We start from the raw sequence: 7,735 nt of genomic DNA on the forward strand, positions 1-7,735 counted from the left end.
TGCGATAGAGGTTTTTAATTTGTTATCATTAGACTGAACGGTCGGTTTAAAGAGGTGTAAATATGAGAAGAAGCGCAGAAGAGATAAAGAAAGAAATTGCATATAAAGCAGAAAGTCTGTTTTCACAGAAGGGCTATGCAGCTACATCTATGGAAGAAATTTGTGAAATTACAGAGAGAAGTAAAGGAAGCATTTATTATCACTTTAAAAGTAAAGAAGAATTATTTTTATTTGTAGTAAAACAGCATACGTATGATTGGCTTGAAAAATGGAATGAAAAAGAGAAGTTGTATAGTACGAATACTGAAAAACTATATGGTCTCGCGGAATATCATGTAGAGGACATACAGCAACCCATTTCAAATGCAATAGAGGAATTCTCTATGAGCCAAGTTGTAAGTAAAGAGATTTTGGATGAACTATTGGCTTTAACTAGAGAGTCATATGTTATGTTTGAGAAACTAATTGAAGCAGGCATACAGTCTGGAGAGTTTCGTGAAGATAATACGCGCGACCTTATGTATATTGTGAATGGATTATTATCGGGGCTTGGAGTACTTTACTACGAGTTAGATTATAAAGAGCTACAACGTATTTATAAAAAGGCAATAGATGTATTGTTAAAGGGAATGGCAGCTGAATAATAAGTCGGTTGCTTTTCTTACAAAATAAATTAGACCGAACGGTCGGTTTATGGAAGGGGAATGAAAATGAACGCTTTATTTAAAAACCGAGCATTTATGCTCGTTATGGCATCTGATATTTTACAACAATTTGCAATTTGGATCAGAAATATGGCTCTTTTATATTTCATAATGGAGCGAACGAATAATGATCCAGTTTCAGTTTCGTTGTTATCGGTTATGGAATATGCACCTATTTTTATTTTCTCGTTTATCGGTGGTGCACTAGCTGATCGCTGGAACCCGAAAAGAACGATGGTTGCTGGAGATGTATTAAGCGTACTGTCTATTATAGGAATTGTCTTGTTGTTAAAGCTAGATTATTGGCAGGCTATATTTTTTGCAACACTCATTTCCGCGATTGTAGGTCAGTTTTCTCAGCCATCATCTTCTCGTATATTTAAGCGCTACGTAAAAGAGGAACAGGTAGCAAATGCGATTGCATTTAACCAAACATTACAGTCATTATTTCTGATTTTTGGACCAGTGGTAGGATCGCTTGTGTATACACAACTTGGTTTATTTACGTCACTATATAGTTTAATCATTTTATTTTTGTTATCTGCTATCGCCCTTTCGTTCTTACCAAAATGGGTTGAAAAAGAGCAAGTGGCGAGGGATTCATTAAAAAATGATATAAAAGAAGGTTGGAAATACGTTCTTCATACAAAAAATTTACGTATGATTACGATCACTTTCACCATTATGGGCTTAGCTGTTGGACTAACGAATCCATTAGAAGTGTTTCTTGTAATAGAACGGCTTGGAATGGAAAAGGAAGCAGTTCAATATTTAGCCGCAGCTGATGGGATAGGTATGTTAATCGGTGGTATTGTTGCTGCAGTTTTCGCTTCAAAAGTGAATCCGAAAAAGATGTTTATATTCGGTATGAGCATATTAGCGATGTCATTTTTAGTAGAAGGGATATCTACATCATTTTGGATTACTAGTTTTATGAGATTTGGAACAGGTATTTGTTTAGCTTGTGTTAATATCGTTGTCGGTACGCTTATGATTCAACTTGTACCAGAAAATATGGTTGGAAGAGTAAATGGAACAATCCTGCCACTGTTTATGGGGGCAATGTTAATTGGAACTTCACTAGCTGGAGGATTGAAGGAGATGACCTCACTAGTTACTGTATTTTGTATAGCGATGGCACTTATTTTATTTGCTATAGGACCGGTTCTACGCATGCAAATAAATAAAGAAGATGTCGAGAATAAAGAGGAACTAACAAGTTCGTTAGCCTCGAAATAACTATTGTAAGGGAGCAAAATTGCTCCCTTTTTTTGTGGTAGTCTTTTGACAATGAAATGTCCCGATTATATACTAATGTTGTAAAAACGATTTTACATGTTAGGAGAAAAGATGTGAAAAATCAAATTTATGAATTACGCACTGAAAATAATATTTCACAAGGTGCATTAGCTGATAAATGTAAAGTTTCAAGACAAACGATAAATGCAATTGAGAATAATAAATATGATCCAAGCTTAGCATTAGCTTTTCGTTTAGCGGAAGTATTAGGAACAACTGTTGATAAACTATTTTTGTATAAGATGTAGCGTCTTTCATTGTGGGACGTTATTAATAAAAGTATAGAAAAGATCCTCTTCTTATGTGAAGAGGATCTTTTTCTTATAGTGTTTTAGTCTTTGGATTAGGTGGTGTAACGGATGTATGATTTTCTGGAACTCTAGTTAGTAAGAATCCCCCGATAAGGAACAGTACAATAATGCTAAGGACACCAGCGTTTGTTTTTCCTGTTAATTGCGTTGTGACACCGACTAATACTGGACCCATAATTGCGGCAAACTTGCCAAATATGTTATAAAATCCGAAGAATTCATTTGCCGATTCTTTAGGTACTAGTTTTGCAAAATAGGAACGGCTAAGTGCTTGAATCCCCCCCTGAGAAGTGGCAACTAACATTGCTAAAATCCAGAAATCGAGTGTCGTTTTTAAGAAATAAGCATATGTGCAGATAATGATATAAATAATAATACCGACATATAGCATCTTTTTACCTGTAAATGTTTCTGATAATTTTCCGTATAATAAAGCGAATGGACAAGCTACAATTTGTGTGACGAATAAGATGATTAATAGATTCGTTGCACTAATACCAAGATCTGTTCCGTAAGCGGTGGACATAGTAATAATTGTATCGACCCCATCAATATAGAAAAAGTAAGCGATTAGGAACATGAATACAGTTTTATATTCTTTAATATTTTTAAAAGTATCAGCAAGGCGTTTGAAGCTCATTGTGATTGGACTAGGGTGACGTTCAATATAGTGTGTTTGCTCTACGTTTTTTAGCATTGGAATTGTAAATAACCCCCACCAAAGAGCTGTTATCGCAAATGAAATTTGACTAGCAATGCCAACAGATAAAGGGATCGTTCCTTTTTGAGCAAGAATAATAAGAGCGATACAACCGATGAAAGGAATAGTACTCCCAATATAGCCCAGTGCGAAACCTCGCGTAGAAATTCGATCCATTCTATCTTCAGAGGTGACATCTACTAAAAATGCATCATAAAAAATGTTTGCTCCAGCAAAACCGACTAATGCGAGCATATAGCACCCTAGCAATAAGTACCACTGAGATGCTGGGACGACTGCTAGCATACTTGTAAATACAATGCCAAGTCCAAAGAAGAATGTGAAAAATCGTTTTTTAAATCCTTTATAATCAGCAACTGTGCCGAGAATAGGGGCAAGTATAGAAATTAAAAGTGTAGCGAACGAGTTTGCATATCCCCAATATGCTGTTGAAGTTGCACCAGATAGCCCAACTTCTTTTGCAGCTGCCTTAAAGTAAATTGGGAATAATGCAGTTGTAATGATGAGCGAATATACGGAGTTCGCCCAATCGTATAATATCCAGCTTTTTTCTTGTCTGGACATTTTTTTCATATAGTGTTCCCCCTTAAATTTGTTCTACTAACATTCTACAAAAATAAAAATTATAAAAAGAGAAACAGTGATGATTTTTACATAACTTTTACATATATACACAGTTCTTTACAATTGGAGTAAATCCTCTACAATGGACCCGTCTGTTTCACCTAAGTGTAAACCGAGTAGTCTCGCGATCGTTGGACCTTCATCAATAAGTCTCATATACGGGATGGTAACGCCGCTTTTTATCCCTTTCCCAGCAGCGATAAAAATTGTTTCATAGTTAGGTTTTGTTGGGGAGTATCCATGTGTACCAAATGTATATTTTTTACTAGGCATAACGTCTTTTTTAGTAATCTCTTTTATAAAATCTCCTATATAGTTTTCAGTGAAATAATATCCTTCTCGCGCTTCCAACATAAATAAACAATTACCATCGGCACCGCAGTCTTTTGCAGCTTCATCATGAAGTATAAATTCAATTCCATTTTGTTTATTTTGAAGTAGTTCTTCAAGTAGTAGTTGTACGTCTCGAATGGTATCAGTATCGTTCTTATCTTTCACATATACATAGGCAGATCCGTCACAACTTTGACAATAGGCCTTCCAGTCTACTAATTTTCCTTTTGAATTTATAGATATAAGCCCTTTTTGATGAAATAGTACATTTAATTGAATGGCTTTGTTTTCACTTAAAGCGCTATGGTCACCAAGAGCGATAATTGTACTTTCTTCGTATAGATCACTGTCTTTTAAAGCTTGAATAATTTTTCCTAGCCGTTCATCGTGTCTATAAATTGCAGCTATCGTTTCTTTTGATTCAAAGCCGTGATAGTGTCTTTGGGTGTCTAAATCTGTGAAATGTACAAACATGACATTCGGCTTCTTCGTTTGGATTGTATGCACAGCAGAAGCAAGTACGAAATCATCGAGTTCAGGTTGTGACAGGCCATTTCGCATATGGCCAAAGCGGTGATTCAATTCTAATTGGTATAGTGGGCTACCACTAAATAATGAAACTAACACTTGATTTTGCCACGGTCTATTTGGAAAAATTTCAGGCAAATTATAATTAATATTTGCTCTGCCAGTAACAGGCCATAGAAGGGCAGCTGTCGTTAAATTTGCTTTACGTGCTTCATCGTATAACGTTGTTCCTTTAATAGATTTTCGGTACCAATGCCAATCGGGTGACTCGCGTCCAGGTTGAAGTAACGTATTGCTAAATACGCCATGTTTATTAGGATAGTTTCCAGTAACAATTGTTGAGTGACTTGGGTATGTTACAGAAGGATAAATAGGTTCCACTTTTTTTGCCATCGCACCCTTGTTTATTAATGTTTGGAAATTAGGAAGTTTTTGTAATATAGGAAAATCTAAAGCTGATAAGCAATCGAAAGATAAAATAATGACATGGTTTGTTAATGCTTTATCCATAAAGGTCCCTCCTGATTATATAAAACCTATTATTATATATTACTATTAATACCTAGTAATAAAAATATAATTTTAAGGTGGAAATTTATTGTTTATTTTCAGAAAAATTAAACATATAATCAAGTATAAGGGAATGAATGGAAGGAGGGAATACTATGGATTGGCTAGATGGATTTAGTATTTTTTACATCATTGGCGGAATTACGATTATCCTTGTATTTGCTATTTCGTATTTATTAAAGAAACAGTTTCCAGACAAGCAGTTTGATATTATATTTGCACTTAGTTTAATACTTCTTTGCTTAGCATCCTTTCCGGTTTCAATGATGGTGATTGGTGGATGGGAAGGAATGGGATATGGATTTATTGGTTTCTTCGTTTTACTTGGCACACTTATCGGTATGATTGCACATCAACTTTTAAAAATCACGAGAAAAAGCTACGTATAAAACTGCAAAAAACGAAAAGAATATATAAAAATGAGAAAATTAGCTATTGTTTTAAAAAAGAATTTGTATTATGATAATCAACAAATTTATTTCGTTATAACGATGAAAAAGGATTAGTACATGTTCAACCTTTTTAGCAGAGAGAGAATCCAACCGGCTGAAAGATTCTTAAAAAGGAGATATGGAACCTACCTTTGCGTTCTGCATATGCAGCGGGAGTTTCCCGTTATCAAAAAGAGAGCATGCGCAATTTTTGTGCATGAATCAGGGTGGTAACGCCGGCAAAGCTCGGTCCCTATTTAGGGACGCGGGCTTTTTTGTATTTTCTAGAAGGAGGAAGACTGACTATGGCAAAAGAACAAGTACAAGCGATTACGAAGATGGAAGAGGACTTTGCACAGTGGTACACAGATATTGTAAAAAAAGCAGAACTTGTTGATTATTCAAGTGTAAAAGGATGTATGATTCTACGCCCGTACGGCTATGCCTTATGGGAAAATATGCAGAAAGTGATGGATGAGAAGTTAAAAGCAACTGGTCATGAAAATGTGTATATGCCAATGTTTATTCCAGAGAGTTTATTGCAAAAGGAGAAGGATCATGTAGAAGGATTCGCTCCTGAAGTAGCATGGGTGACACATGGCGGGGATGAAAAGTTAGCGGAGAGATTTTGTATACGCCCTACATCTGAAACTTTATTCTGTGAGCATTTTTCAAAAATTGTGCAATCGTATAATGATTTGCCAAAGTTATATAATCAGTGGTGTTCAGTAGTTCGTTGGGAAAAGACAACGAGACCATTCCTTCGTACAACGGAATTCTTATGGCAAGAGGGTCATACAATTCATGAAACGGCAGAAGAATCGCAAGCTGAAACATTAAATATTTTAAATCTATACGCTTCTTTCTGTGAAGATTACTTAGCGATACCGGTAATTAAAGGACAAAAAACAGAAAAAGAAAAATTTGCGGGCGCAAAGGCAACTTATACAATTGAAAGCTTAATGCATGATGGAAAAGCACTTCAAACAGGAACATCCCATAACTTTGGAACGAATTTCTCTGAAGCATTTGATATTAAATTTTTAGATCGTAACGGTAAGTGGCAATATGTACACCAAACATCTTGGGGAGTATCAACAAGAATGATAGGTGGACTTATTATGGTTCATAGTGATAATAATGGGCTTGTAATGCCTCCTAAAGTCGCACCGGTGCAAGTTGTTATCGTACCGATTGCTCAGCATAAAGAAGGAGTTTTAGCGAAAGCAACAGAGTTACAAGGACATATTCAAAAGGTTGCGCGCGTAAAAATAGATGCTAGTAATAAAACACCAGGCTGGAAATTTAATGAGTATGAAATGAAGGGCATTCCAATTCGATTAGAAGTTGGTCCTAAAGATATTGAAAAGAATCAAGTTGTACTTGTAAGAAGAGATACGAAAGAAAAAGAATTTATATCAATGGACCAATTAGAAGAACGTATTCCAGCACTACTTGAGGAAATTCATCATTCTTTATTTAATAAGGCGAAAGTATTCCGCGATGAGAATACGTATAGTGCGACGAATTTCGAAGGGATGAAAAAAGTAGCTGATGAAAAACAAGGATTTATTAAGGCAATGTGGTGCGGAGAATTAGCTTGTGAAGAGAAACTAAAAGAAGAAGTTGGAGTATCTTCTCGATGTATGCCTTTTGAGCAAGAGCGTTTAGCTGACGAATGTATTTGTTGTGGTAAAGAAGCTAAACAAATGGTGTATTGGGGAAAAGCGTATTAATACTCTTTCTGATAGGTGATAAAAAGGACTTTGGGTTGCCCAAAGTCCTTTTTCATTTTTACGATTTATTTCATGTATTTTTTAGATGGAAGGAAGTGTTTTATTTTGCATTTTTACGGCGAATAAATAGTAACATACCTATTAGGAATGTTGAAAGCCCCGTTAAAATAGATGCAGGATAATGTGTTGCTGTATTAGGTAACTTATCGCCTTGTTTTTTCACATTATCTTTTACATTACCATCTTGGGAACCGTGGCCCCCCTGAGAACTGCTATCGCCTTTAACACGGTTGTCACCTTGAGAGCCACTGCCATCAGAACCGTTACCATTAGAACCGTTACCATCAGAACCGTTACCATCAGAACCGTTACCACCAGAACCGTTACCACCAGAACCGTTGTCGCCAGAACCGTTGTCGCCAGAACCATTGCCGCCAGAACCGCTGCCGCCAGAGCCATTGCCGCCAGAACCATTGCC

The 7,735-nt window shown here is 36.0% G+C and carries 8 protein-coding genes and 1 other annotated feature; of the genes, 5 read left to right on the forward strand and 3 right to left on the reverse strand.

What is annotated here, in order from left to right:
* Positions 1 to 62: 62 nt before the first annotated feature.
* The 3 genes from COL05_RS12215 to COL05_RS12225 all read left to right on the forward strand — a co-directional run bounded on the left by COL05_RS12215 (position 63) and on the right by COL05_RS12225 (position 2,251).
* Positions 63 to 644, forward strand: coding sequence for a TetR/AcrR family transcriptional regulator (locus COL05_RS12215; protein ID WP_001254436.1), 582 nt, complete (start codon positions 63 to 65; stop codon positions 642 to 644).
* A 66-nt stretch (positions 645 to 710) separates the two neighbouring features.
* Positions 711 to 1,943: an MFS transporter gene (locus COL05_RS12220; RefSeq protein WP_098668799.1), complete on the forward strand. Its 1,233-nt coding sequence runs from the start codon at positions 711 to 713 to the stop codon at positions 1,941 to 1,943.
* Between the two features lie 56 nt (positions 1,944 to 1,999).
* Positions 2,000 to 2,251 carry a helix-turn-helix transcriptional regulator gene (locus tag COL05_RS12225; RefSeq protein WP_098668800.1) on the forward strand — a complete coding sequence of 84 codons (252 nt, stop codon included), beginning with the start codon at positions 2,000 to 2,002 and terminating at the stop codon, positions 2,249 to 2,251.
* Between the two features lie 73 nt (positions 2,252 to 2,324).
* On the opposite strand, the gene COL05_RS12230 is transcribed toward COL05_RS12225, so the two are convergent.
* Together COL05_RS12230 and COL05_RS12235 are read right to left on the reverse strand one after the other, a co-directional pair.
* Entirely contained in the window at positions 2,325 to 3,608 is a 1,284-nt protein-coding gene (locus COL05_RS12230; RefSeq protein WP_098668801.1) for an MFS transporter, read from the reverse strand.
* A 108-nt stretch (positions 3,609 to 3,716) separates the two neighbouring features.
* Positions 3,717 to 5,030: an alkaline phosphatase family protein gene (locus COL05_RS12235; RefSeq protein WP_098668802.1), complete on the reverse strand. Its 1,314-nt coding sequence runs from the start codon at positions 5,028 to 5,030 to the stop codon at positions 3,717 to 3,719.
* A gap of 155 nt (positions 5,031 to 5,185) precedes the next feature.
* Here COL05_RS12235 and COL05_RS12240 point away from each other — a divergent pair, with 155 nt between their 5' ends.
* Both COL05_RS12240 and proS read left to right on the forward strand, forming a co-directional pair.
* On the forward strand, positions 5,186 to 5,479 hold the full coding sequence (locus tag COL05_RS12240; protein WP_142337452.1) for a YesK-like family protein: 294 nt from the start codon (positions 5,186 to 5,188) through the stop codon (positions 5,477 to 5,479).
* Between the two features lie 93 nt (positions 5,480 to 5,572).
* Positions 5,573 to 5,779 (forward strand) — a binding site (T-box leader).
* Positions 5,780 to 5,826: 47 nt separating this feature from the next.
* On the forward strand, positions 5,827 to 7,257 hold the full coding sequence (gene proS, locus COL05_RS12245; protein WP_098668804.1) for a proline--tRNA ligase: 1,431 nt from the start codon (positions 5,827 to 5,829) through the stop codon (positions 7,255 to 7,257).
* Between the two features lie 100 nt (positions 7,258 to 7,357).
* On the opposite strand, the gene COL05_RS12250 is transcribed toward proS, so the two are convergent.
* Positions 7,358 to 7,735: LPXTG cell wall anchor domain-containing protein (locus COL05_RS12250; protein ID WP_142337454.1), on the reverse strand; the 378-nt coding region annotated here is incomplete at its 5' end.

The organism is Bacillus sp. AFS059628, assembly GCF_002571225.1.
Classification (GTDB): Bacteria; Bacillota; Bacilli; order Bacillales; family Bacillaceae_G; genus Bacillus_A.